This window comes from Chryseobacterium sp. WG23 (genome assembly GCF_024586575.1).
Classification (GTDB): domain Bacteria; phylum Bacteroidota; class Bacteroidia; order Flavobacteriales; family Weeksellaceae; genus Chryseobacterium.
Window position 1 is genome coordinate 197753 of sequence record NZ_JALCZE010000005.1, and the last position, 22288, is coordinate 220040.

Consider the following 22288-nt stretch of genomic DNA (forward strand, 5'->3'; position numbering starts at 1 on the left):
TTATTTAAACTTTATTTTTCTACTCTGTTTCTTACTTTAGTATGATAGAACACATTTGGTTTGGTTCCGATCTCCTCTAGTAAATAATATCTTCTGTTGCTAGAATATAAATCTCTAACTTCAGATTCTTTGTCATTCATGTCTCCGAACGTCATTGCTCCAGTAGAACAAGCAGCAGCACAAGCACAAGAGTTTTTAAACTCAGCATCTGTTACTTTTCTGTTGTCTCTCTTAGCTGCTAAAATAGTAGCCTGAGTTTCTTGGATACACATTGAACATTTCTCCATTACCCCTCTAGTTCTTACAACTACGTCTGGGTTAAGTACCATTCTTCCTAAATCGTTGTTCATGTTGAAGTCGAACTTGTCATTTAGGTTATACGTAAACCAGTTGAAACGTCTTACTTTGTACGGGCAGTTGTTTGCACAATATCTGGTACCGATACATCTGTTGTAAGCCATATGGTTTTGACCTTGCTTACCGTGTGAAGTAGCCGCTACCGGACATACAGTTTCACATGGAGCGTGGTTACAGTGCTGACACATTACAGGCTGGAAGATTACATCCGGATTGTCTGCAGGGTGGTTTAATGCACCTCCTTCTTTATTGAAAGCAGTACCGTATAATTCTGGTACAGCCATTCCTTCTTTTAATCCTTCATATACCTCTACTTTCTGTCTTGAAGAATAGTAACGGTCAATTCTTAACCAATACATATCTCTGGACATTCTTACCTCTTCTTTACCTACTACAGGAACGTTGTTTTCAGCCTGACATGCAATAACGCAAGCTCCACAACCTGTACAAGAGTTTAAGTCGATAGATAAGTTGAAGTGAGGACCATCTGTATCATCAAAAGCATCCCAAAGGTCAATTTTTCTTGCTGGAAGTGCTCCACTGATGGTGTGGTATTCCAAAGGCTTATTCCATCCTTTGTGCTCATCATCAAAAGGTACGCTGATGAATTCCGCTAAAGGAACTTCCTTAGCAATTTCATAACGTCCCATTAAGGTGTTTTGAAGCTGGATACCTGCAAATTCGTGATCTTCTCCTGTCTTTTCAATTTTAACTCCTGAAAGAGCCAGATTAGAACCATCAAATAATGGATAAGCATTTACCCCTGTATCTGCAGTAGCTCCTGAGTTCTTTTTACCATAACCAAGCGCTAGACCTACAGATCCTTCTGCCTGACCAGGCTGAATGAATACAGGAACATCTTTTATTGTTACTCCGTTTACAGTAAGGTTTACGATAGAACCATCCAACTGCATTCTTGCATTAAGATCGTTATCAATCGCAAATTTCTCTGCATCTTTAGGAGAAATTGTCAAGTAGTTGTCCCAAGACATTCTGGTAAGAGGATCCGGTAATTCCTGCAACCAAGGGTTGTTTGCCTGAGTACCATCTCCCATTGAAGTCTTAGTGTATAATACCAATTCTAATTCGGAAGCTTTAAAGTTTCCTAATTCAGCAACCGCCTGTGCAGCGTTTCCACCTGTATAAGATAATGTTGTTGCGTTGTTAGAAGTAACAATACCGTTATATAAAGCCTTATTGAAAGAAGTAGCACCTAAGATAGAAGCTGAGCTGGCTTTTAAATAGTCATAGTAGTTGTTAGCAGCATTGTTTTTTCCATTCTTCCAAACCAATAAAGATTCTTCAATTTGTCTTGACTTGTAGATTTTCTGGATCGTAGGCTGCATTAATGAATATACTCCTGTCTGAGGTTCAATATCACCCCAGGATTCCAGCCAGTTAGCTACAGGAATTACAGCTTTCGCTGCTTTGTACATTTCATTTTTCTTATCAGCAACAGCTACTACACAGGCAACTTTTGATAAAGATTTTTTGAAATCTTCTCCTTTTGGATGAGAGTAAATAGGGTCTACATTGTTTGCGATTAATACGCCAACCTGACCTGCATTTACCCATCCTAAGAATTCCTGGTATCTTGCTTTATCAAATTCTTTCAGGAAGTTTGCTTTACCAGTGAAAGCTACTGAACCTAATTTTTGGTTGATTAAGTGTGCTAAAACCTGTGCTGCTTTAGAACTGTCAGCTAAAACAACAGCTTTGCTGCCTTTTGCTTTAAGTTCGTTCGCAATTTCAGTAGCCGTCTTATCAGAAGTACCACCACCTACGATTGCATTGTAAACCTCAACTAAAGTTTTGTTTACGGCACTTGGCTTTAATCTGTATCTTGAGTCAGCATTAGCACCTGTCAATGACATGTTAGATTCCACCTGGATGTGTCTCAACATGTTTGGACCCGGCTTTCTTGCTGCTGCGTAAGAAGTTTCTAAGCTTGAAGCATTATAGTCTCCTAAGAAGTCAGCCTGGAAAGAAACTACCAATTCAGAACCTTTAAGGTCATATACTGGTAATGCTCTCTGTCCGAATACTTCCTGAGCTGCATCCAGAGACGCAGAGTAAGGGAAAGCATCATAGGTTACTAATTCTGCTGTAGGATATTTTGCTTTGAATTCAGCAAATAGCTTTTTGAAAGTTGGTGAAGCAAAAGAGTGTGACAAAAGCACAATCTTTTTACCTGCAGCTTTCGCATCTTCCAATCCTTTAAGAACAAAGCTGTCTACTTTATCGAAAGTTTCGTCCTTACCATCCAGTTTAGGCTGCTTTACTTTATCATTATCATAAAGAGAAAGTACACTTGCCTGAGCTCTTGCGTTAGTTTTACCTAAATCACCAGCTGCTGGGTTTGGATCAATTTTGATAGGTCTACCTTCACGAGTCTTTACTAAAACACTGGCAAAGTCGAAACCATCAAAATAAGTGGAAGCGTAATAATTGGGTACTCCCGGAATAATATCATGTGGCTTTACCACATAAGGAATTGTTTTGATTACCGGAGCTTCACAGGCAGCTAATGTAACTGCTGCTGTAGAGAATCCTAAAAGCTTTAGGAAGTCTCTTCTTGAAGTACTTGATCCGTTGTTCTCAGCATCTCCAAGGAAATCTTCTACCGGAATTTCTTCCTGAAACTCTTTCTGAGCCAGCTTATTATTTAAAGCTGGGTCTTTAAGTTCATGAATACTTCTGAATTGTATTTTGTTTGAAGCCATTTATACTTCTAATTTTTTAGTTATTAATAATGACATTTACCACACTCAAGACCTCCAATTGCATCTACAGTGATTTTACCTCCATCCTTAGGATATTGTTTTTTCAACTTGTCATGTAGATTCTTGAAGTACTCTTTATTATAACCGTTGTTCATATCAACTTCAGTCGTTCTGTGGCACTCGATACACCATCCCATAGTAAAGTCGTTAGCCATTTGAACAACATTCATTGTATCAATTTTTCCGTGACAAGCTTTACATACAACATCAATTTTGTTGTCAGGATTCTTTTTGTTGAAAGAATTGATGATTGCCTGCTCACCAGCTACTACGTGCTGAGAGTGGTTGAAGTACACGAAGTCTGGCATGTTGTGGATTCTTGTCCATTCAACCGGCTGAGTTTTTCCTGTGTACTGTTGTTTTGCAGGATCCCAACCTGTTGCAGCATAGATCTTCTGGATTTCTCCGTCATAGAATGCCTTGTCTTTTCCTGGCTCCATGTAGTGATCTGCGTTGTATTCAGAAATTGTTCTGTGACAGTTCATACAAACGTTCATAGAAGGAATCTCAGATACTTTTCCATATTTGGCACTGGAGTGACATAACTGACAGTCAATTTTCTGTTCTCCAGCGTGAATTTTGTGAGAGAAGTAGATAGGTTGTTCTGGTTTGTACCCTTTGTACACCCCGATCCACATTAGCCAGTTCCATACTCCGTAAGCTGCAAGAATAGCCAGAATAGTTAAAGCTATCTTCCCAACGTAGTGGAACTTCTCATACATTTCCTTGAACGAACGAACCCTTGTTTCATTAAGACCCGCTAATTCTTCAGACTGACCTAGTGTTACCAGCTGTCTTAGTTTTACCAAGATCCAAACTAATAAACCTGCAATCGCTAAAAGAGAAATGATGACAATGTTTGTAGTAGTTTTGTCTGCAGGTGCTGCCGCGGCTGCGCCAGTTGCAGAAGTTGCTTCCGGTTTTTTCTCTTCCGGAGCCGGAGGATTAGTAGTGAAAGCTAAAATGTCATCAATATCCTTCTCTGTAAGATTAGGAAACTGTAACATCTCAGTCTTATTATACTTTTCAAAAATCTCATTGGCGTATTTATCCCCAGAAGCTCTAAGAGCTTTGTTGTCTTTGATCCACTTGTGAAGCCAATCTTTGTCTACACCACCCTCTGTCTTTACACGTTCTACAACCCCTTTTAATGGAGGTCCAATAACCTGTTTGTCCAGCGCATGGCATGCAGTACAATTCGCTTTGAAAAGTTTCTCTCCGTTTTTAGGATCGCCGTCTTGCCCGTAAAATGAAGCACTGGTTGATAGCAATAAGCCTATTGCGATCAACGTTTTTTTATAATGCTTTCTCCAACTAATCATTTAAATTATCTTATGTTAGTAAAATATTGAACATATCAATCCCGCAAAAATAATATTTTTAACACTAATTTAACGGCATATAAAAAGGGGAAAATGTCATTTAAGGTTAATTTGTATTGATTCTAAATAACCTGTTTGGTATAGTTTTTTAATTTGTATAAATTTGCGGAAACAAGTTTAAATGAGAAATCTGATCAAAATATTTTCAATATTATCATTATTAGGATTTTATAATATTGAAGCACAGCAAGTTGTTAAAAAGGATACGCTTTCGGGAACGGAGCTTGTCATGACTATGGATTCTAAAATTAATACTGCCTTGGAAGGAATTGAAGGCAAATGTTCCAAAGTTGCGAGTAATATTCCAACTAAAGATTCTAATAATACCGATAATGGTATTTCTACTGGAGGAATCACGAGGCCACCTAAAATTTATGTTCCAAATAGAGAACTTACAAATGCTGAGATTTGTAAAAAAAATCCTAGAATTTTAGGATTTAAAATTCAGATTACAACGGTTAAAAGCAATGAGGAAGCTAATGAGGTGAAGGCTTATTTCAGAAAGAGATTCCCCAATCTTAAGGTGGAAACCGATGCTTCTTTAAGACCAAATTATAAGATTTTAGCCGGAAGTTACTTTACAAAACAAAGTGCTGCGGGTGATCTTTCAAGAATCAGAGAATATTTCAAATCTGCTGTTGCTGTACAGTACAGAATTTTCTGTGCGGAAGCAAAATAAAAGAGATTTGATTTCACAAATACTAAAAAGGCTGAGAAAATTTTCTCAGCCTTTTCTATTGGTAATAAGTTTCCAGGAACCAGAAAAACTCGGACATTCTATACCAGTTGTTGGTCAGCAGGTAAACAAACAGCAGAGCAACGGTTAATGTTAAAAATGCGGATATTTTTGGGGATGATCTGTAAGCATAGAAAAGCCACCCTATGAGCAGTGGGTAGACAAAAACAAAGTGCCCTCCATAGATATAGGAGGTGTGGAGACCGAATCTCATGACACAGTGGATGGTCATATCAACAAAAAATGAGATCATAATAATCTGGACCCATTTATTTTTAAAATTCTTAAAATAACTCCAGGTTATCAATGCTAATAATACACCTACGAAAATATATGAAAACACTGATGAATACGGCTCCATATAAAGGGCCTTAAAGGAAAATCCTTTCATATTATGTTTGTCAGATATGATAAAACCCGGGAATAAAATGTTACCGCCAAAAAAGAATGAAAGAACCATATCCCACGTGGGTATGGATTCTACATTAGAGAATTTTTCATACTGCTGATTGGTTTTTGAAAATATGTTCTGGTATTTAAAATCTATCCGGTTCAGGTAGAGTAATGCATAGCAGATGATTGCAATACTTCCCCTTACAATTGCGTTGCCTATTTTTTTCCAATCCCGGAAAAGACCTTTTTCAAAAAATACCGGAATGAAAACCTTGACAAGATTGGTTATAGTAAGGCCTCCAATAGTAATGGCCGCCAATGATAGTGCTGCTGTAGGTGTTTTTTCCTGCTTTTTTAATTTGATGGCTGCATAGTGGTTGTATAAGCTAAGTAAGAATAGAGTATAAGTGAAGTTTTCAGGAGTGAATGACAGGATGATATTCGTTGAAAAAATACCAAAAAACAGAATGAGGAGTAGGTTGAACTGTAAAGGAAGCCTGATAATGTTTTTTAAGTACTTAAAAACCTGAACAATATTCAATGTTATGATGATATTGCTGAGCCATGCCAGTGTAAGCCTGAAGTTGGCATCCATTTTACCACCGGACATAAAAAGTGAGAATTCTCTGATCCAATTGAAAAAATAATAGGATAGAGGATGTCTTTCGAAACTTCCTCCCGTCATAAGGATTGATTTATTATCAAAACTAAAGTAAGCATCCCATGGAATTCTGCTGTCAAATATGATTCTGTAGTTAATGGCTATGTAAGAACCAAGGATTCCATAGCAGGTGATGAAAAATAAAAAAACGGCCACTTCTGTATAAGTGGAAGGAAATACCAGCTTTAAAAAATGAATGAATTTTGTTTTGATCAAAGACACGGGTCATATTTTTTGCAAAAGTAAAATAAAAAAACCACCAAAAACTGGTGGTTCTATAAAGTTTGTATAAACGTATTATTGCTTAATGATTTTTTCTGTAGTAGAAGTACCGTCTGCAAATTCTATCTTCATCAGATACGTTCCTTTTGGCAGGTCTGAAATATCTGTTTTTGAAGAATCTGTTTGATGGGTTGCTTTACCAGACATATCAAAAATTGAAGTAGTTTTTATTTTCTTATCAGTTTTGATATTGATTTCTCCTTGTGTAGGGTTAGGATAAAGAGAAATAGCAGATTTTGTTTTTGAAGTTTCACTGGTAGCAAGTACTCCCGTAGCTGTAACTTTTACGTCATCCAGCATAAACATGTATTTATCTGCCGACATGTATTGGAATCATATTTTTATAGTTTGTCCTGCATAGGCATCTAAATTCAAAGTAACCTGCTGCCATGCTGCATAAGGAGCAATTTTGGGAGAAATTCCTGAAATTATAGTAAAATTGGCACTGGACGTTGGGGTACCAGTTCCTGTGTATACTCCTACTTTATAGCTTTCTACAAAAGCAGGTGACATAGCTTTTACCCAAAATGTTAGAGTATTTGCACTGCTTCCTAAAGTTAATGCAGGAGAAATCAACCAGTCATTGTTGGCATTTACTCCCCCAGCAGGTGATCCTGCCCATGCTGCTGCATATTTAAGTCCGGTGTGAGGAGTGAAGTCTCTTACTTCTTCATCTGCTGCAGTTGCAGTTAAGTTGTTAGTAGCATTACTAGCTGACGGGTTGAAAATTTGAAAAGCCATTGGGCTTCCTGCGTTAGTCCAATCAGGTGCCCATGTTGGAGAAGTTTCACCACCAATTACCGGACCTCCGCCATAGTACGTGTTTAAACCGTCCAGATCGAGTGTGGACCAGTTTCCGAATCCTGTAATGGCAAAATTCGTGTAAGATTCAAAGCCTTCATCTAGTAAGACTGTTTGAGAGTGTGCTATTGTTCCGAACAATAAACTTAAACAAAGTATAGCTTTTTTCATGTTAAAATATTTTTCATAAAATTAAGAAAAATATTTTAATAGTGTAATGAATATTCAATGAATAAAGAAAAATATTAACCTTTTGCTAAGAACTGCAGGAAAGTGTAGAACATCCGGTAATGTCATTATAGCTGTTTGGGCGTTTGGCTGAAAACTCAGGATGCCTTTCTTCATAGGGGTTTTCTAGTGCTTCGGTTAGTTTTTTCAGCATGTCTGTTCTCCCAATGCTGATCTCTTCAATACATTCATAGAGCAGGTAGTTTCTGAGTGTGAATTTAGGATTTGTTTTTTTCATTAAAGCTAAAGAATCCTCTCTTGAAATGGTGTTTAGATTTAAACGGGAGTTGTATGTAGTAAGAAAATCTTCCAGCTTTTTCAGTTTTTCTTCATTAACCGGAGTATAGGAAACCTTGTTGAAGAAGTCTTTTACATCTGTAGTATAAGGGAGTTTTTCAAGATAATTGAAAAATAAAGTGTAATCCAGCTGCAATTCCTGCATCAGGCCCTGCCAGTTGGTAAAAAAATCTTCATCCTCTTTACGCAGCTCATCAAAACCGAATTTTCTACAAAGCATTGCATCATGGCTCTCCCAGAAATAGGTCCCAAAATGATTTAAGGTATCTTCTAAAAATTTTTCGTCTTTAATTATGGGATGAAGAGCATTGGCAAGCTGCCAGAGATTCCATTGGGCAATCTGGCCCTGTTTTCCAAAAGCATATCTTCTTCCCGGAAGGTCAGTGGTATTTGGTGTAAAATTCAAATCATATTCATCCATCATTGAATAAGGCCCGTAATCTATGGTTAATCCCAAAATTGACATATTGTCTGTATTCATTACTCCATGCACAAAGCCTACTCTGAACCACTCAACTATTAAATTTGCAGTTTTTGTACAGACGTTTTCAAAAAAATCTTTATATCTCTGAATGCCTGATGAAGAGATTTCGGGAAAGTAATTCTCAATGGTAAAATCTACAAGTTCCTGTAAGGTTTTATATTCCCTTTGTGCAGACATGAGTTCAAAATGACCAAAACGGAGAAAGCTTTCCGCTGTTCTTATGACCACAGCTCCTTTTTCCAGTTGTGGATTTCCGTTATACATCATATCACGAACCACATCTTCTCCTGTAAAAGCCAGGCTTAAGGCTCTTGTAGTGGGAACACCCAGATGATACATAGCTTCACTCATCAGATATTCCCGGACTGAAGATCTTAATACGGCTCTTCCGTCTGCATGCCGTGAGTAAGGTGTTGCACCTGCTCCCTTCCATTGCAATTCTGTCTTTTGGCCTGAATTATTTTCAATTTCCCCTGCCAGAATTGCTCTTCCGTCTCCAAGCTGTCCTGCCCAGTTTCCAAACTGATGTCCGGCATAGGCTGTGGCATAGGTTTGAATATTTTCTGGAAGCTTGTTTCCAACCAGAAAATCAAGATCTTTTTCTTCAAATGCCCCTAATCCTATTTCTTCGGAAAGTGTTTGATTAAAAGCTATTAGCTTAGGTTCGCCAAATCCTGCCGGGCTAATGGTAGCAAATAAAACCTTGGGCGTATTTCTCTGCATAAGGTTGCCGGAAAAATCTCCTGGAAATTTCTTAATGAAAGGTTGTCTGATGCGTTCGATATTCATACATCAAAGGTATTAATTATAAAAGAAAAGACCTTTCAAATTCTTGAAAGGTCTTGTGTATTTCTAAAAGAGAAATTATTTATTAAAATCTACCTCATCGTTTGAGTGAAGATTCTCATTGATGTTTTCCTCTTTCTTTTCTGTGGTTTTCTTTGGACTAGGGTCTGCTGCTCTTGGATTTTTAATTTCGTCAATTGTTTGAAGACTTCCATCATCTCCATAACCTCCGCTTAAGCCCCTAAGGTTTGAGCAACCGTCTTTCCAGTCTGAAGGCTTAATAAACTTATCATCCGGAGATACTCCCAGGGTTTTATCTGCCCATACCTTTTTCATGTAGATAGCCCAAATTGGCAATGCCATTCTTGCTCCCTGACCTTCACCGGTACCAAAGAAGTGAGTGGCTCTGTCTTCCCATCCAACCCATGCTCCGGTTGCCAGTTTAGGAGTGATTCCCATAAACCAACCATCAGAGTTGTTCTGTGTGGTACCTGTTTTGGCGGCAATTTCCACTCCTTTTGAAATTCCTCTTCTTCCCAGCTCTCCTGAAGCTGTTCCGTACTGTGCCACACCTTTCATCAATTCGATCATGGTGTAAGCGTATAGTGGGTTCATTACCTCTTTTGGTTCTACATTTACTTCTTTGATTACTCTTCCGTTGGCATCTTCAATTCTCCAGATCATTTCCGGTTTATTGTGGTTACCATAATTCGCAAAAGTACTGTAGGCACCTAGCATTTCATAGATGGTAATATCTGATGAACCCAGGGCAATAGTATTGTTTCTCGGGATATCTTCCGTTACACCAAGATCTCTTGCTGTCTGGATTACAGCATCTACGCCTGTCATCTCAATAAGTCTTGCGGCAATAGGGTTTTGAGAGTGTGCCAAACCATCTTTTAAAGTAAGCATTCCTCCTCTTCCCGGCACATGCCATCCATTGTGATCGTAAGTTCCGTTAGAAACTGTTGAGCAAGGTGTCATTCCAAGTTTCATAATAGCCGTAGCATATACGAAAGGTTTGAAGGTAGATCCTACCTGTCTCTTACCCTGCTTGATATGATCATATTGGAAGTGCTGCCAATCAATACCTCCTACCCAGGCTTTGATTTCTCCGGTTCCCGGAACCATGGACATTAGTCCTGCCTGTGCAATCTGCTTGTGGTATCTGATAGAATCCCAAGGTGACATTTCCACCTCTTCTTCTCCGCTCCATGTAAATCGTGATGTTTTGATAGGCTTTTTAAACTCCATCATGATAGAATCTTCAGGCATACCATCAGCTTTTAACAGCTTATATCTACCGGTTCTTTTCATGGCCTGAAGCATTACCTGACTGATCTGTTTGTCCGTAAGATAGTAGAATGGCCTGTTTTTTCTTCCTCTCTGTTCTGCATCAAATCTCTTCTGAAGATCTGTTAAGTGTTCTTTGATTGATTCTTCGGCATACTTCTGCATTTTAGAATCAAGGGTAACATATATTTTTAAACCGTCTTTATAAAGGTTAAGCTTTTTACCGGTTTCTTTTTCATATCCTGCCAGGTATTTGTCAATTTCCTTTCTCAGGTAAAACTTATAATACGCGGAATATCCGTCAGTGATACTTTTAATAGGGTGGAAATCTACTTCTACAGGCGTATTGATTGCTTTTTCATACGTTGCCGCATCAATATATCCGGTTTTTTGCATCTGATCCAATACAACATTCCTTCTTTCCTTTGCTTTTTCAGGATATCTGTAAGGGTTGTTTTTTCTTGGGTTTTCGAGCATAGCTACAAAAGTGGCAGCTTCAGGCAATGTAAGTTCCGAAGTTTTTTTATTAAAATAAACTCTGGAAGCCATCTCAACACCGTTTGCATTGAAAAGGAAATCAAATTTGTTGAAATATAAGGTAATGATTTCTTCCTTGGTGTATCTTTTTTCAAGACTTACTGCCACTACCCATTCTTTAAGCTTTTGGAAAGCTCTCTCTATTTTGTTTTGAGAAGCTGTTCCGGTAAAAAGAAGCTTTGCCAGCTGTTGGGTAATAGTAGAACCACCTCCACGGCCTCCTCCGTAAGCAACGGCTCTGGCAATAGAGTATAGGTCAATTCCTGAATGTTCTTTAAAACGTTCATCTTCTTTAGCCTGTAATGCATAAATAAGATATGGAGGAAGATCCTTGTAAACAATAGGCTGTGTTTTTTCTTTTTCAAACTTACCCAGCGTAACGCCATCTGAAGAGATAATTTCAGAAGCGACAAAGATATCCGGATTTTCAAGTTCTTTTACATCCGGCATTTCTCCAAGGAAACCCTGAGAAACAGCGAAGAAAAGGCCTGAAATTCCTAATACTACTGCAATGAGCCCAATCCAGATAAATGAAACCCATTTTTTCCAAGAGGTATTTTTCTTTTGTTTGGGAGGCAGAGGGAAAGTTTTCCCTTTGTTTCCTGTATTTTTTCTGTTTTCTTCCATTTATGATTACGGTTTAGCCGTTTCTAATTTTATCCCAATATCTTCAATTCCCGGAAGGTTGTCATTCCTCATAGCCTGAGTCAGCCCGATTTCATATTTACCTTTTCCTGGAAATCTATAATTCAATTTATACTGAAACAACGTTTCCTTTGTATCACCAAAGCCTGTACCAAGCCATTCTCCATTGGGTTTTGCCAAAACATAATTCAACGTGTCGGTTTCCTTCTTTTTATTCTGGAGATTGGTAAAATTGACAATGAATCTTATATTGCTGTAAGGATAATCGTTATTATTCCTTACAACAAATATAATATTTTTAGGATTCTGCGGATCTGAAATTTCAAGATTAAATTTTTGCTCACTTTTCTTATTCCATTTGTTATCAACGGAATTCATAATGACATCTTCTCCTGAAGAAGAAGTACAGCTAAAGAAAAGGATAAGGGAAAATAATCCTAAAATGTTACGCATCATTATCTTTTTTTGGAGGAAATTTCTTTTTAAATTTCTTCTTATTTGGGTTCGTTTGTGGCTTTTTCTCAGCATCAGCACTGTTTTCTGTCTTTTCCACAGGACGTTTTTGCTGTGGATTAGGTTTTTGTTGTCTGGGCTGCTGATTTCCTGATTGAGTATTTGGGTTTTCCGGTTTTTCAGACCTTTCGGGTCTGTCTTGTCTTTCCGGTCTGGTTCTCTTCTGTCCCTGTCCTTGCCCTCCCTGTTGAGGGTTGTTTGGCTTATTCTGGTTATTTCTGTTTCTGTTTCCCCGGTTTTTCTTTTCGAAACGGTCTACATTGTTTTCCTGAATAAGGTCAATACTTTGAAGGGGTAAGTCAGGTTGTTTTAAATCTTCCAGTGGAAGGGTTCTTTCGCCTCTTTTATTTTTTGAAATCAATTTTTTTACAAGATCAATATCAAAATCATACCAGGCAATAGAGCTGTCTACATAAGCAAACCACATTTTCTTTTTGAAAACGTCTATTTTAATACAGAATGCTCTCCCTTTTTCTGTTTCCAAAACGGTGGAAGAAGACGGGAAATTGCTTAATGCATCCAGATAACTGTCCAGTTCATAGTTAAGACAGCATTTAAGCTTTCCACATTGTCCTGCCAGCTTTTGAGGGTTGATACTCAGCTGCTGATATCTTGCTACATTGGTATTTACAGATCTGAAGTCGGTCAGCCAGGTTGAACAGCAAAGCTCACGTCCGCATGATCCTATTCCTCCTACTTTTGCAGCTTCCTGTCTGAAACCGATCTGTTTCATGTCGATCTTTGTTCTGAAGGAGCCTGCATATTCTTTTATCAGCTGTCTGAAATCCACTCGGGTATCAGCAGTATAATAAAACGTAATCTTTGAAGAATCACCCTGGTATTCTACATCAGTGACTTTCATTTCAAGTCCTAATCTGTGGGCAATTTTTCTTGCTTCAAGTTTTACTGCGTCCTCTTTTTTTCTTGCTTCCTGCCATACCTCAAGGTCTTTTTGGTTGGCTTGTCTGTATATTTTTAGTGCTGATTCTTCAGATGCTTTTTTCTTTTTCATCTGGATTTTCACTAATTCTCCGGTAAGGCTTACAACACCTACATCGTGTCCCGGGCTAGATTCTACTGTAACTACGCTACCAATATGTAAAGGGATATTGTTTACATTTTTATAAAAAGATTTCCTGTCATTTTTAAACCTAACTTCTACAAAGTCACACCTGTTAGATGCTGGATTGTTGATGTTAGAAAGCCAGTCAAAAACACTTAATTTATAACTATTCCCGCAGGTATTTACATTTTCACAACCACTTGCAGTCTTCTTGGGACCGCAAGAATGTGCAGAATCGCCGGATGTTTTGCATCCACAACTCATATTACTATTATTTATAATCTTGCAAATTTATGTATTTTTATCTTTATGCAATTCTAAAATATTTAAATATTCAATAACCTTATTGTTTAAGGTTAAACAAAATAATTGAATATGTTTATATAGGCTCTTAAGTATTTATAAACAATGGTTTTATGGGTAGTTTTATCTAAAGTGTTATTTTAAACATAGTTTTCTTTAAGTATATTGTTTAAAATATTGGGAAATATTAACAGACGTATTCAAAATAACTTTATATTTGGATTATATAATAATAGTCTATGAAAAAAATATTAGTATCAACTGCTTTATTGGCGGGGGTTTTATCTTACGCAGGGGGCTTCAGAGTTTCTTTGCAGGGGGTAAAACAATTGGCAATGGCGCATACTAGTGCTCATGCCGAAGACGCGAGTGTGACATTCTTTAACCCCGCGGGTATGTCATTTATCCCTTCCAAACTGAGTGTAGTGGCAGGAGGGTTTGGTGCAAGTAATAAAGTTACTTTTCAAAACTTAAATACTTTACAGAGTACAGAAACAGATAATCCTCTGGGAACACCTATCTACGCAGCGATTACTTATAAACCAATAGAAAATCTATCCGTAGGGTTAAGCTTTTCCACACCTTTTGGAAGCACTGTTCAATGGCCGGAAGATTGGGAAGGCAAAGAGTTGGTGCAGAAAATGGAGCTGAAGAGTTACTATTTTCAGCCTATGGTTTCTGTGAAACTGGCTCCTTGGTTGTCTTTTGGTGCCAGCTATATTTATGCAAGAGGAAAAGTAGATTGGGATAAAGCGGTAACGCAATTCGGAGGACAGGTTAACATCAATGATGAAAAAGCCAGTGGCCACGGATATGGATTCGGTTTCTATTTCAGACCTGATCCTAAGTTGGATGTAAGTATAGCTTACCGTTCAGCAATAGATATGAAAGCTAAAAACGGAACAGCTACGTTCAAGTTCCCTACACAGTCTCCTTACTCTCTGTTAAAATTAAATGCAGCAGGACAGGACGGCTTTTCAGCAACGCTTCCATTGGTTGAAGAATATACAATTGGTTTAACCTATAAAGTGACTCCAAAATGGCAGATTTCTGCAGATTTTAATTACCATGGATGGGAAAGATATAGCAAATTGGTGTTGGATTTTGACAATGCACCACTTGCCCCGAACAATCCTTCAGATCCGACGGTTTTAGTAAATCCTAAGAATTTCAGAAATTCCAAGACATTCAGATTGGGAACTCAATATGCATTCACCAATATGATCTATGGACGCTTGGGAGCTTATTATGATGAGTCTCCTTACTCCAATGAAAACTTTATTCCTGAAACCCCTTCATTTAATACCTATGTGGTGACCGGTGGGGTAGGATTCAAGTTGAAAGAATTTGGAATTGATATTGCCGGAGGATATGCAATGCCTCAAGCCAGAGATGTAAACAATTCTGCTATTGGGCTTTACGGACAAGCGAAAGCAAAAGCATTCTACTTCGGTCTAGGTTTATCTTATAATCCTTTTTAATTGAAAGACTATGAAAAAAATTATAATATCAACAATTGCTGTCTCTGCACTTCTTTTCACTGTAACGAGCTGTAATACAGATTTCGATACGGATGTGAAAGATATTCCGGTAACGAAAGGAGACGCAGATTTTTCAAAATATATTTCTTTAGGTAACTCTCTTACTTCCGGATATCGTGATGGGGCGCTATATAGCAGCGGCCAGAATGAATCCTATCCGAGCATGATTGCCGGACAGATGAGACTTGCGGGTGGAGGAGATTTCAAACAGCCTCTGATGCCTAATGACGTAGGAGGGTTTAACAATCTTCCTGGTTTCCCTGGAAAATTAAACCTTCAGATAGTTAATGGATCCCCGTCTCCGGTACCAAGTGCTCCGGCAGCGGCATTGGATCTTTTGCCTAGCGGCAGTTCTTATAATAATATGGGGGTGCCGGGAGCGAAGTCATTCCATCTGGTTGCACCCGGATATGGTAACCAGGCAGGTCTTGCTGCTGGAAAGGCTAATCCTTATTTTGTAAGATTTGCCTCTTCTGCCACAACAAGCGTTTTGGCTGATGCGATGGCTCAGAAAGCAACATTCTTTTCTCTTTGGATAGGAAATAATGATGTATTATCATATGCTACCAATGGAGGAACAAATTCGCAGACAATAGGTGGAGTTACAACATATACTACTGCTACAGTTCAGACAGGAAATACTGATCCGACGTTATACAAGTCAAATGATATTTCTGATCCGGCGGTAGTGGCGGGTTCTATTAAAGGAGTTTTGGACGGCCTTAAAAGTGTAGGAACAACTAAAGGGGTTATTGCAAACATTCCTTATGTTACCTCTGTGCCTTTCTTTACGACAGTTCCTTACAATCCTTTGACACCTGAAAAACTGGGTGCTAATTTAGCAACACTTAATGCGAGTTTATATGGTCCTTTAAAGCAGGCGCTTACCGCTTTTGGTGCTGGAGACAGAATTAATCTTCTTTCTTCTACTTCTCCCAATCCTGTTTTAATTAAGGATGTATCCCTTACGGATTTATCGGCTCAGCTTACAGCAGCGTTAACTCCTTCTTTAGGAGTGGGGCTGGCTGGTGCTTTCGGACAAATCTTTGGACAGGCAAGACAGGCTACGTCAAGTGATTATATCCTGCTTACTACAAGTTCTGTGATTAGTACTACTGCACCTGGTGTGCCGGCTCCGGTAAATGTATATGGAATTTCTTATCCTCTACAAAACCAACATGTATTAACAAAAACAGAGGCTGCTTATGTAAAAACTGCAACAGATGCATACAATGCCTCTATAAGATCACTTGCTGATTCATATGGATTGGCTTTTGTAGATGCAAATGCTAAAATGATTGATTTGAACGGACAATCCGGAATTTCATTTGACGGCGTAAAATACTCTGCAAAATTTGTTACGGGAGGAGCTTTCTCTCTTGATGGTGTTCACCTTACAGGACGGGGATATGGTGTTATAGCCAACGAGTTTATTAAATCTATAAATGCAAAATACAGATCTACATTACCACAGGTAGATCCAAACAAATATGATGGTGTTAAATTCCCATAATAATTGATAAAATAAAAACTTAAAGACCACAAGAGTAATTCTTGTGGTTTTTTTTTAAATTTGCAAAATCTTTTAAAAAGTAAAAATGGCCGATCAGTTAAGTTATCTATTTTGTACAAGAACCAGCAGGGACTTGGCAGAGAAAATTGCCCAGCATTATGGGAAAGAATTAGGGAAAATCAACTTTCAGGAGTTTAGCGACGGGGAATTTGAACCTGTTTTAGACGAATCTGTAAGAGGAGGAAGAGTTTTCTTAATAGGATCTACGTTTCCACCCGCAGACAATCTTTTGGAGCTTCTCCTAATGATTGATGCAGCGAAAAGAGCTTCTGCAAAGAGTATTACCGTTGTAATTCCTTATTTCGGACTTGCGAGACAGGACAGAAAAGACAAACCAAGAGCGCCGATCGGTGCTAAGCTAGTTGCTAACCTTCTTACTGCAGCAGGGGCAACAAGAGTAATGACAATGGATCTTCACGCAGATCAGATTCAGGGATTCTTTGAAATTCCTGTAGATCACCTTTATGCTTCCTCTATTTTCGTGGATTATATCAGATCTTTAAATCTTGATAATCTTACCATTGCTTCACCGGATATGGGAGGTGCAAAGAGAGCTAAAAACTATGCAGGCCACTTGGGGGCAGAAGTAGTAATTGCTTATAAGGAAAGAAAGAAAGCAAACGTTATCGAAGAAATGTTCCTAATCGGAGATGTTACAGGTAAAAACGTAATCCTTATTGATGATATGATTGATACTGCGGGTACGCTTTGTAAAGCTGCAGACATCCTAATTGAAAAAGGTGCAAAGACAGTAAGAGCGATGGCTACGCACGGAGTGCTTTCGGGTAAGGCTTACGAGAATATTGAGAACTCTAAAATCTTGGAAGTTATTGTAACTGACTCAATTCCTGTTAAAAATAATTTGTCAACTAAAATAAAAGTGCTATCTTGCGCCCCATTATTTGCGGATGTTATGACAATGGTTCATGAGCATAGATCAATTAGTAGTAAATTTGTTATTTAATTGATTTTTAGCGACTTGCAAATTAAAACTAAAATAATTTTTTAAATTTTTATAAATGAAATCTATTACAATTCAAGGTACAAAAAGAGAAAGCGTGGGCAAAAAGTCTACAAAAGCTTTACGTGATGCTGAATTAGTTCCTTGTGTTGTTTATGGAGGTGGTGAGCCTTTGAACTTCTCTGCTGAAGAGAGAGCTTTCAAAGGATTAGTATACACTCCTGAAGCACACACGGTATCTATTGAAGTTGATGGTCAAACAATTCCAGCAGTTCTTCAGGATATTCAGTTTCACCCAATTACAGACAAGATTCTTCACGCAGACTTCTATCAATTATCTGACGATAAGCCAGTTGTTATGGAGGTTCCTGTAAGAATTACTGGACGTTCAAAAGGTGTTGTTGCTGGTGGTGCTTTACGTCAGTCTTTCAGAAAATTGAAAGTAAAAGCTATTCCTGCTAACTTGCCGGACGAAATAGTTGTAGATGTTACTCCATTAAGAATTGGTAACAAACTTTACATCGGAGGTATCAAAACTGAAGGATATACTTTCATGCACCCGGACAATGCAGTTGTAGTAGCTGTTAAGATGTCTAGAAATGCAATGAAAGGAGGTGCAGCAGCAGAGGACGATGATGAAGAAGAAGTGGCTGAAGAAGTGGCTACTCAATCTCCTGATGTTCCAACAACAGAAGAAAAATCTGCAGAATAAGAATTGCTTATTATGCAAAGGTATAAGAACCTGTCATTTTATTGGCAGGTTTTTTTTATGGGAGTAAGGTAGCTGTTAAAGAAAGACAATAGGCAATGGATTTATTTGTTACTTCTCATTTCAATCTTATCCATCGAATAATTCTATTAACTGACAACAATCAGCAGGCAGCCGGATGTATCCTTTCGGAAAAAAAGCCGTAAATTTGAAGTGTTCTAAATAAGGACGTTTTAATTTAAAATGTAAATAAATGTTTGACATTCAGGAAATAAGAAGCCAGTTTTCTATATTGGACAGGGAAGTGAACGGTAAGCCATTGGTTTATTTGGATAATGCAGCTACATCTCAAAAACCAAATTCGGTGTTGGAAGTTTGTCATGCATATTATACAGAACTTAATGCTAATGTTCACAGAGGAATTCATACATTAAGCCAGCTCGCTACAGAAGAAATGGAGCTTTCGAGAAGAAAGATTCAGAAATTCATCAATGCTGAACATGACTTTGAAGTTATTTTTACAAAAGGAACTACAGAAGGGTTAAACCTCATTGCTTATATTTTAACTCAAAAATTAAAAAAAGATGATGAGATTATTATTTCCTATCTGGAACATCACTCGAATATCGTTCCATGGCAAATGCTTTGCGAAAGAACCGGAGCAAAACTGCGTGTAATTCCTATTGATGAAAACGGTATTCTGCAGATGGATCAATTTGATCAGTTCCTAAGTGAAAAAACCAAAGTGGTATCTGTAAACCAGGTTTCCAATGCGTTGGGAATTGTAAATCCTATTGAAGAAATTATATCAAAAGCAAGAAAAAATACAGACGCCTATATTGTTATTGACGGGGCCCAGTCTGCTCCTCACTTCAATATAGATGTTCAGAAAATGGATTGCGATTTCTTTGTGTTTTCCGGCCACAAAATGTATGCTCCGATGGGAACAGGTGTTTTATATGGGAAACGTGAAATATTAGAGGCTTTGCCGCCATTTCATGGAGGAGGAGAGATGATTGCTACCTGCTCTTTTGATGGAACTACCTATGCAGGGCTTCCATTTAAATATGAAGCAGGAACACCAAATGTAGGAGGGAATATTGCATTGGGAGCTGCCGTGGATTTTATGAACAGAGTAGGACATGAAAATATTCAAAACCATGAAAATGCGTTGTTGCAATATGCTCAAAAACAGCTTTTAGAAATAGAAGGAATTAAAATATATGGTGAAAAAGCAAAAAGAACAGGTGTTGTTTCTTTTAACCTGGAAGGAGTAGGGATTTCTTCCGATGTAGGAATGATTCTCGATAAAATGGGAATTGCCGTAAGAACAGGGCACCACTGTACGCAGCCTATTATGAACTTCTTTAATATTGCAGGGACTGTAAGAGCCAGTTTTGCTGTGTATAATACTTTTGAAGAAATTGATGCTTTGGTAGAAGGTGTTAAAAAAGCGCAGCGAATGTTAAGCTAGTATATATTACTTTTCAATATATCAATAAAAAAGCAGCTGGACAGCTGCTTTTTCTAGTCAGGTTCACAGGTACATCGACCGTTGATAATAACCTGATGATAGCCATCAGCACATGGAAGACAGATTTCCCCTCCTGCCATTATATGCTTTAGGGTTGTTTTATTAAGTTTTTTCATAATAATGGGATTAAAGTGTTAGTTACCCGAATATAAGATAAATAGTTGATAAAATATTATGCCGGCGAGATTCTTTAGCATATATTAATTTAAAAGCCCTGACGGCAAACGTCAGGGCTTTTATGTATCATAAAATTGCATTTGAGTTACTACAGACCCGGTTTCCAGTCAACAACGGCTCTGATGAATGCTTCTGCATTTTCTACAGGAACGTTAGGTAAAATTCCGTGTCCAAGGTTAGCAATATATCTGTCTTTTCCAAAACGGTTGATCATCTCGGTTACCATTTTTTTGATAGTTTCAGGAGTTGAATGAAGCCTGGCAGGATCAAAATTTCCCTGTAGGGTCATCGTATGATTGGTCAATGTTCTTGCAAATTCCGGCTTAATAGTCCAGTCAACACCAAGAGCTGAAGCTTTAGACATTGTCATATCTTCCAGTGCAAACCAACATCCTTTTCCAAATACTACCACGTGGGTAAGAGGGCTTAATGCTTCAACGATCTGGTTGATGTATTGCCATGAGAATTCCTGGTAATCAGTAGGAGAAAGCATTCCTCCCCATGAATCAAATATCTGTACTGCAGAAACTCCTTTTTCTACTTTTCTCTTCAGATAAGCAATAGTAGTGTCTGTGATTTTCTGAAGTAATAAGTGAGCTGCTTCAGGCTGCTGGAAGCAGAAAGATTTTGCAATATCAAATGCCTTACTTCCTTTTCCTTCCACACAATAACAAAGAATAGTCCATGGAGAACCTGCGAAACCAATTAAAGGGATTTCATTATCTAATTTTTGAAGAGTAAGCTCAATAGCATCAAAAACATAACCTAATGTATCATTCACATCCGGAGTTTCAATATTCTGAACCTGTTCCATTGTTCTGATCGGAGTATCCAACCATGGGCCAACAGATTCTTTCATTTTGAAATCAATTCCCATCGCCTGAGGAACTACCAGGATATCTGAAAACAGAATCGCAGCATCCAAAGGAAACCTGCGGATAGGCTGTAGTGTAATTTCAGCAGCAAGTTCAGGGGTCTGACATCTTGTAAAGAAATCATATTGGTCTCTCAGAGCAATGAATTCCGGCAGATATCTTCCAGCCTGCCTCATCATCCAGACAGGAGGTCTTTCAACGGTTTCTCCGCGAAGTGCTTTTAAATATAGGTCGTTTTTTATCATAGTTTATTTGAAATGATATTGCCATCATATTGCTTGCTGACAATAAGTATTTTTGCAGGGAGTATAGTATAAGAGTTTTCTGTACTTTCCTCTTTTACAGCATAAGAGAGAATAATATTTTCTTTCTCTTTAACAAGATTTTTAACTAAAAAATCAGTAGATTTATTAGTCTGGGTTCCAATTAATGCAATTATATAGTTTTTTGAGAAGTCAATATTGGTAGGCATTCCGTTGGGTCCCATGGTGGTGGCAGCTCCAAAAATTTCGTCAAATTCTTTTTGAGAAGCTATTTTTTTGACAGCTATCTCGTTGCTTTGGTATGTATTTTTTACAAAATAGTTTTTGGCTTCTGAATAGGGGACTTTTAAGGTTGATGTTTCTTTTTGTGAAGTACAAGAAAACATAACCATTAATCCTAATAATAAAAATGCTAAATTTTTCATATTTGTTTGTTTATATAAATTTCCTGTACCATATTCAAAACTGATACCAGACTGTTGCCTTCAGAAGTATAAATTTTTTCTTTAGTATATTTTCTCAGCTCTCTGGAAGTGGTTTCTCCGATCGAAAAAAGCGTCATATCCTCCAGAGAATTTTGCTTTGCAAAACTACGAACTCCACTCGGACTAAAAAATACTGCAGCATGATATTTTTCAGTTATTAAAGGATTGGTTTCCTCGGTGTTATATACGACGATTTTTTTGTACTTAATGTTTTGCAGCGGAAGCTCATTATCCAGAACATTAATAGCAAGATTGCCACAGAAATGAATAAATTGCTCATGTTGGCATTTCCCGATGATAAATCCGGAGAGTACTTCTGCATTTTTCAGCACTTTAAAAGTTCCAAAACCGTGTTTTCTAAGTTCTCTCTTTGTTTTTTCACCTACACAGTAGATCTTATTGTAATTTTTTGCCGTAAAATCCTCGTTAGGCTTGAATCCGTTTTCAAAAAATGAAGATACTCCATTAACGCTGGTAAAGATCAATGAATAATTTTTCAGATCAAATGGGCTGATCCTGATCGATTGTGTCTTAATCACTTCAATGCAGTCAACCGAAATATGCTCTCCTAATTCTTTGGATATAATCGCTTGGTCTATATTTTTGGTAAATAAGATTTTCATGAC

At 37.8% G+C, this 22288-nt stretch carries 19 protein-coding genes; 6 read left to right on the forward strand and 13 right to left on the reverse strand.

Translation table 11 applies throughout. The annotated features are described in order from the left end of the window. Positions 1-11 precede the first annotated feature (11 nt). Positions 12-3080, reverse strand: coding sequence for a TAT-variant-translocated molybdopterin oxidoreductase (locus MP477_RS09670; RefSeq protein WP_257190262.1), 3069 nt, complete (start codon positions 3078-3080; stop codon positions 12-14). A 23-nt stretch (positions 3081-3103) separates the two neighbouring features. Beyond that, positions 3104-4462 carry a c-type cytochrome gene (locus MP477_RS09675; protein WP_202272019.1) on the reverse strand — a complete coding sequence of 453 codons (1359 nt, stop codon included), beginning with the start codon at positions 4460-4462 and terminating at the stop codon, positions 3104-3106. 181 nt (positions 4463-4643) lie between these two features. Here MP477_RS09675 and MP477_RS09680 point away from each other — a divergent pair, with 181 nt between their 5' ends. Beyond that, complete coding sequence (locus tag MP477_RS09680) at positions 4644-5201, forward strand: SPOR domain-containing protein (protein ID WP_230033492.1); 558 nt, start codon at positions 4644-4646, stop codon at positions 5199-5201. Positions 5202-5256: 55 nt separating this feature from the next. Here MP477_RS09680 and MP477_RS09685 read toward each other — a convergent pair whose 3' ends face one another. The 7 genes from MP477_RS09685 to MP477_RS09715 form a co-directional block, all read right to left on the reverse strand. Then, positions 5257-6534, reverse strand: a complete 1278-nt coding sequence (locus MP477_RS09685; RefSeq protein WP_257190263.1) for a DUF6080 domain-containing protein — start codon at positions 6532-6534, stop codon at positions 5257-5259. A gap of 75 nt (positions 6535-6609) precedes the next feature. After that, a complete protein-coding gene (locus MP477_RS09690; protein ID WP_257190264.1) occupies positions 6610-6918 on the reverse strand; it encodes a T9SS type A sorting domain-containing protein in 309 nt (102 codons plus the stop codon). Positions 6919-6927: 9 nt separating this feature from the next. Further along, positions 6928-7566, reverse strand: coding sequence for a choice-of-anchor J domain-containing protein (locus MP477_RS09695; RefSeq protein WP_257190265.1), 639 nt, complete (start codon positions 7564-7566; stop codon positions 6928-6930). Positions 7567-7651: 85 nt separating this feature from the next. Then, on the reverse strand, positions 7652-9193 hold the full coding sequence (locus tag MP477_RS09700) for a YdiU family protein (protein WP_257190266.1): 1542 nt from the start codon (positions 9191-9193) through the stop codon (positions 7652-7654). Positions 9194-9268: 75 nt separating this feature from the next. Beyond that, positions 9269-11647 (reverse strand): transglycosylase domain-containing protein, encoded by a 2379-nt coding sequence (locus MP477_RS09705; RefSeq protein ID WP_257190267.1) that lies wholly within the window; start codon positions 11645-11647, stop codon positions 9269-9271. A 6-nt stretch (positions 11648-11653) separates the two neighbouring features. Next, positions 11654-12121 (reverse strand): gliding motility lipoprotein GldH, encoded by a 468-nt coding sequence (locus tag MP477_RS09710; protein ID WP_230033508.1) that lies wholly within the window; start codon positions 12119-12121, stop codon positions 11654-11656. Then, positions 12111-13505 (reverse strand): regulatory iron-sulfur-containing complex subunit RicT, encoded by a 1395-nt coding sequence (locus MP477_RS09715; RefSeq protein WP_230033510.1) that lies wholly within the window; start codon positions 13503-13505, stop codon positions 12111-12113. The genes MP477_RS09710 and MP477_RS09715 overlap by 11 nt, the downstream gene beginning before the upstream one ends. 278 nt (positions 13506-13783) lie before the next feature. On the opposite strand from MP477_RS09715, the gene MP477_RS09720 reads away from it, so the two are divergent. From MP477_RS09720 to MP477_RS09740, 5 genes are all read left to right on the forward strand, one after another. Beyond that, positions 13784-15025: an OmpP1/FadL family transporter gene (locus MP477_RS09720; protein WP_257190268.1), complete on the forward strand. Its 1242-nt coding sequence runs from the start codon at positions 13784-13786 to the stop codon at positions 15023-15025. A 10-nt stretch (positions 15026-15035) separates the two neighbouring features. Next, complete coding sequence (locus MP477_RS09725; RefSeq protein ID WP_257190269.1) at positions 15036-16598, forward strand: G-D-S-L family lipolytic protein; 1563 nt, start codon at positions 15036-15038, stop codon at positions 16596-16598. An 85-nt stretch (positions 16599-16683) separates the two neighbouring features. Further along, positions 16684-17622, forward strand: coding sequence for a ribose-phosphate pyrophosphokinase (locus tag MP477_RS09730; RefSeq protein ID WP_230033518.1), 939 nt, complete (start codon positions 16684-16686; stop codon positions 17620-17622). A gap of 55 nt (positions 17623-17677) precedes the next feature. Next, positions 17678-18331, forward strand: coding sequence for a 50S ribosomal protein L25/general stress protein Ctc (locus MP477_RS09735; RefSeq protein WP_257190270.1), 654 nt, complete (start codon positions 17678-17680; stop codon positions 18329-18331). A gap of 250 nt (positions 18332-18581) precedes the next feature. Continuing rightward, positions 18582-19802, forward strand: a complete 1221-nt coding sequence (locus MP477_RS09740; RefSeq protein WP_257190271.1) for a cysteine desulfurase — start codon at positions 18582-18584, stop codon at positions 19800-19802. 53 nt (positions 19803-19855) lie between these two features. Here MP477_RS09740 and MP477_RS09745 read toward each other — a convergent pair whose 3' ends face one another. The 4 genes from MP477_RS09745 to MP477_RS09760 form a co-directional block, all read right to left on the reverse strand. Continuing rightward, positions 19856-19978, reverse strand: a complete 123-nt coding sequence (locus MP477_RS09745) for a GNAT family acetyltransferase (RefSeq protein WP_230033521.1) — start codon at positions 19976-19978, stop codon at positions 19856-19858. A gap of 149 nt (positions 19979-20127) precedes the next feature. Next, positions 20128-21159 (reverse strand): uroporphyrinogen decarboxylase, encoded by a 1032-nt coding sequence (gene hemE / locus MP477_RS09750; RefSeq protein WP_230033522.1) that lies wholly within the window; start codon positions 21157-21159, stop codon positions 20128-20130. After that, on the reverse strand, positions 21156-21602 hold the full coding sequence (locus tag MP477_RS09755) for a hypothetical protein (protein ID WP_257190272.1): 447 nt from the start codon (positions 21600-21602) through the stop codon (positions 21156-21158). Before MP477_RS09755 ends, hemE begins: the two co-directional genes overlap by 4 nt. Beyond that, positions 21599-22285, reverse strand: a complete 687-nt coding sequence (locus MP477_RS09760) for a uroporphyrinogen-III synthase (RefSeq protein WP_257190273.1) — start codon at positions 22283-22285, stop codon at positions 21599-21601. The genes MP477_RS09755 and MP477_RS09760 overlap by 4 nt, the downstream gene beginning before the upstream one ends. Between the last annotated feature and the right edge of the window lie 3 nt (positions 22286-22288).

Excerpts from the sequence above, each read along its gene's own strand:
- MP477_RS09730 (WP_230033518.1), top strand. The coding sequence starts at position 16,684 with ATGGCCGATCAGTTAAGTTATCTATTTTGTACAAGAACCAGCAGGGAC.
- MP477_RS09710 (WP_230033508.1), bottom strand. The coding sequence starts at position 12,121 with ATGATGCGTAACATTTTAGGATTATTTTCCCTTATCCTTTTCTTTAGC.
- MP477_RS09715 (WP_230033510.1), bottom strand. The coding sequence starts at position 13,505 with ATGAGTTGTGGATGCAAAACATCCGGCGATTCTGCACATTCTTGCGGT.
- MP477_RS09725 (WP_257190269.1), top strand. The coding sequence starts at position 15,036 with ATGAAAAAAATTATAATATCAACAATTGCTGTCTCTGCACTTCTTTTC.
- MP477_RS09690 (WP_257190264.1), bottom strand. The coding sequence starts at position 6,918 with ATGTCGGCAGATAAATACATGTTTATGCTGGATGACGTAAAAGTTACA.
- MP477_RS09700 (WP_257190266.1), bottom strand. The coding sequence starts at position 9,193 with ATGAATATCGAACGCATCAGACAACCTTTCATTAAGAAATTTCCAGGA.
- MP477_RS09735 (WP_257190270.1), top strand. The coding sequence starts at position 17,678 with ATGAAATCTATTACAATTCAAGGTACAAAAAGAGAAAGCGTGGGCAAA.
- MP477_RS09695 (WP_257190265.1), bottom strand. The coding sequence starts at position 7,566 with ATGAAAAAAGCTATACTTTGTTTAAGTTTATTGTTCGGAACAATAGCA.
- MP477_RS09740 (WP_257190271.1), top strand. The coding sequence starts at position 18,582 with ATGTTTGACATTCAGGAAATAAGAAGCCAGTTTTCTATATTGGACAGG.
- MP477_RS09675 (WP_202272019.1), bottom strand. The coding sequence starts at position 4,462 with ATGATTAGTTGGAGAAAGCATTATAAAAAAACGTTGATCGCAATAGGC.
- MP477_RS09760 (WP_257190273.1), bottom strand. The coding sequence starts at position 22,285 with ATGAAAATCTTATTTACCAAAAATATAGACCAAGCGATTATATCCAAA.
- MP477_RS09705 (WP_257190267.1), bottom strand. The coding sequence starts at position 11,647 with ATGGAAGAAAACAGAAAAAATACAGGAAACAAAGGGAAAACTTTCCCT.
- MP477_RS09755 (WP_257190272.1), bottom strand. The coding sequence starts at position 21,602 with ATGAAAAATTTAGCATTTTTATTATTAGGATTAATGGTTATGTTTTCT.
- MP477_RS09670 (WP_257190262.1), bottom strand. The coding sequence starts at position 3,080 with ATGGCTTCAAACAAAATACAATTCAGAAGTATTCATGAACTTAAAGAC.
- MP477_RS09680 (WP_230033492.1), top strand. The coding sequence starts at position 4,644 with ATGAGAAATCTGATCAAAATATTTTCAATATTATCATTATTAGGATTT.
- MP477_RS09745 (WP_230033521.1), bottom strand. The coding sequence starts at position 19,978 with ATGAAAAAACTTAATAAAACAACCCTAAAGCATATAATGGCAGGAGGG.
- hemE (WP_230033522.1), bottom strand. The coding sequence starts at position 21,159 with ATGATAAAAAACGACCTATATTTAAAAGCACTTCGCGGAGAAACCGTT.
- MP477_RS09720 (WP_257190268.1), top strand. The coding sequence starts at position 13,784 with ATGAAAAAAATATTAGTATCAACTGCTTTATTGGCGGGGGTTTTATCT.